The organism is Albidovulum sp. (genome assembly GCF_049646345.1).
Classification (GTDB): Bacteria; Pseudomonadota; Alphaproteobacteria; order Rhodobacterales; family Rhodobacteraceae; genus Albidovulum.
Window position 1 is genome coordinate 1 of sequence record NZ_JBARVQ010000696.1, and the last position, 3,026, is coordinate 3,026.

Consider the following 3,026-nt stretch of genomic DNA (forward strand, 5'->3'; position numbering starts at 1 on the left):
ATCCCGAACATCGCCTTGATGTGCGCGTCGTGACCGAGATGGCCTGGCATGGCCTCTTCATCCGTCACCTGCTGCGCCGCCCCGAACGGTCGGAACTGGATGACTTCATCCCCGAATTCACTGTCATCAACTGCCCGTCCTTCAAGGCTGATCCCGCCAAACATGGCTGCCGGTCCGAAACCGTGATCGCGATGAACTTCGACAAGAAGCTGATCCTGATCGGCAACACGGCCTATGCGGGCGAGAACAAGAAGTCGGTCTTTGCGCTGCTGAACTATATTCTGCCCGGCAAGGGCATCATGGCGATGCATTGCTCGGCCAACCACGCGATCGGCGATCCGGACGACACCGCCGTCTTCTTCGGCCTTTCGGGCACCGGTAAGACCACGCTGTCGGCCGACCCGTCGCGCACTTTGATCGGCGACGACGAACACGGCTGGTCGGATACCGGCACCTTCAACTTCGAAGGCGGCTGCTATGCCAAGACCATCAACCTTTCGGCCGAGGCGGAGCCCGAGATCTACGCAACGACCTCGCGCTTCGGCACAGTCGTAGAAAACATGGTCTTCGACCCCGAGACGTTCGAACTGGATTTCGAGGACAACTCGATCACCGACAACATGCGTTGCGCCTATCCGCTGGAAGCAATCTCCAACGCCTCGCCAACCTCGCGCGGCGGGCAGCCGAAAAACGTGATCATGCTGACCTGTGACGCTTACGGCGTGCTGCCGCCCATCGCACGGCTGACACCGGCGCAGGCGATGTATCACTTCCTGTCGGGCTTCACGTCGAAAACGCCGGGCACCGAAGTGGGTGTGACCGAGCCGATCCCGACCTTCTCCACCTGCTTCGGCGCGCCCTTCATGCCGCGTCGGCCCGAGGTCTACGGCAAGTTGTTGCAGGAAAAGATCGCAGGTACCGGCGCCACTTGCTGGCTGGTCAATACCGGCTGGACCGGCGGCGCTTACGGCACCGGCAAGCGCATGCCGATCAAGGCGACGCGTGCGCTTCTGACGGCCGCCCTCGACGGGTCGCTGAACAGCGCGCAGTTCCGCAAGGATCCGAACTTCGGCTTTGAGGTGCCGGTCAGCGTTCCGGGCGTGGATGCCCAGCTGCTCGATCCGCGCCAGACCTGGGCGGACGGGGCAGCCTATGACGCCCAGGCCAATAAGCTCGTCGACATGTTCGCCGACAACTTTGCGCAATATGTGCCGTTCATCGACGCGGAAGTGAAGGCGGCGGCGATCGGCTGATACCGGATCAGTGGGGGCGCTGCCCCCACACACCCCGGAGTATTTCCTAACAGAAGAAGATCAAAGCGCCAGCGCCCGCCGGATGAGGTTCAGCCCGGTGATCGCAAGCACGACCAGCGTCCAGTGTCGGAAGCGCCGCGCATCGAGCCGGTCCTGTATGGCAAAGCCCGCATAAAGCCCGGCCATAGCCGGTAACGTGAGTGCGGCCGAGAGCGGCAACGTCGTCCCGCTGGCCACGCCGGAGCCCAGATGCGCCGCCAGCAGCATCGCCGAGCCGATCATGTAAACCACGCCCTGCACCCGCACGTTTTCCTGCTTTTCAACATCGAGCGAAATCAGAAGCGCGATGGTCGGCGGACCCCAGACGCCGGAAATACCGCCAAAAAAGCCCCCGACAAGGCCGGTTGTGACTTCGGCACGTACCCGTTTCGTTGCATGGAAGCGGAACTGCCAGCCTGCAAGCTGGGTCAGCGCGAAGGCAACGATGGGCAAGCCCAATGTCAGCAGCATCACCGTTTGCGGCATCACTGGTACAAGTTGCGCGGCAAAGACGATGGTGATGCAAAGTGTGATCAGCAGCCGTCGATATTCCAACGCGGTCGCCACGGCCGCCCGCCAGCCCTGCCTCAGCGCCTGCGCCAGATTTGTCGCGAGTGTCGGCAGGATCAGAGCGGCGAGCGCCTGCTCGGCGGGCAGGAATGAGGCGAGGCCCGATATCATGATCATCGGCATCGCGAAACCGACCGCCCCCTTGACGATGCTGGCAAAGACGGTGACCCCCACCGCCATAAGGAAAATCGTCAGGTCCAGTCCAAACATCGATATGGTGCCTCCCGCTTCTGCTATATCGGGAAAGTCAGACATCTGCATCGCGTATTCGCCGCGACACTTTCGTACGACGGGCGCCGCATTTGTGAATTAATATTGCGCTGCGACTGCAAAATAGCTAGGACGATGCAACCGCAGAATAGGAGTGGCCCCATGGCGCATGACGGAGCAGATATGCCGAATGTGATCCTTCCCGATCTTCTCGCCCTGACCGAGGCTGCGCTACCGCCGGTCGAAACACTGCTGGATGCGGCGACGAAGGGCCTGCAGGCAACCGTTACCCGCGATGGGAGGGTGTCTGGCGCGGCGCTGGAACAAAACCAGTTCGCGGCCCACGCCCTGTCCTGGCTTGCCACTTACGTCGAATCGCTGCGTCAGATGCGCGGCTGGGCAGGGCGGGTTTCGGACGCTGGCGCATTGGGCGAAATGGAATCGCTGTTGCTCCAGATCGGCTTTGGCGAATACCTCGCCCAGATTGCGGGCGGCATTCCGATGAGCCAGGGCGAGGTTGCGCGGCTTTCCGATCTTGGCCTTGCCTGGGTGCCCGAAGGTGCGGCGGCCGCACTGATCGCGGGCGGCAACACGCCTGCCGCGCGGGCGCGGCTGGTTGCGCTGATGCGCGACAATCACGGACGGGCGACGGTCGGGACCACAGGTCTTGATGAAGACCTTGAGATGATCCGCGACCAGTTCCGCCGCTATGCCGAGGAGCGTGTGGTGCCGAACGCCCATGGCTGGCACCTGAAGGATGAATTGATCCCGATGGAAATCATCGAGGAACTGGCCGAACTTGGCGTGTTCGGACTGACGATCCCGGAAGAGTTCGGCGGGCTTGGCCTGTCGAAAGCATCCATGGTCGTCGTCAGTGAGGAACTCAGCCGCGGCTATATCGGCGTGGGCTCGCTTGGTACCCGGTCCGAGATTGCCGCCGAACTGATCCTCTGC

3 protein-coding genes are annotated in these 3,026 nt (G+C 62.3%); 2 read left to right on the top strand and 1 reads right to left on the bottom strand.

Annotated elements, in window-relative coordinates; genetic code table 11:
- Positions 1 to 1,253, top strand: a 1,253-nt coding sequence (locus WBB85_RS18150; protein WP_432639999.1) for a phosphoenolpyruvate carboxykinase, incomplete at its 5' end; no start/stop codon positions are given.
- A 60-nt stretch (positions 1,254 to 1,313) separates the two neighbouring features.
- Here WBB85_RS18150 and WBB85_RS18155 read toward each other — a convergent pair.
- The gene (locus tag WBB85_RS18155; RefSeq protein WP_432640000.1) at positions 1,314 to 2,072 is read right to left on the bottom strand and encodes a TSUP family transporter; all 759 of its coding nucleotides are present in this window, start codon (positions 2,070 to 2,072) and stop codon (positions 1,314 to 1,316) included.
- Between the two features lie 162 nt (positions 2,073 to 2,234).
- On the opposite strand from WBB85_RS18155, the gene WBB85_RS18160 reads away from it, so the two are divergent.
- Positions 2,235 to 3,026: acyl-CoA dehydrogenase family protein (locus WBB85_RS18160; protein WP_432640001.1), on the top strand; the 792-nt coding region annotated here is incomplete at its 3' end.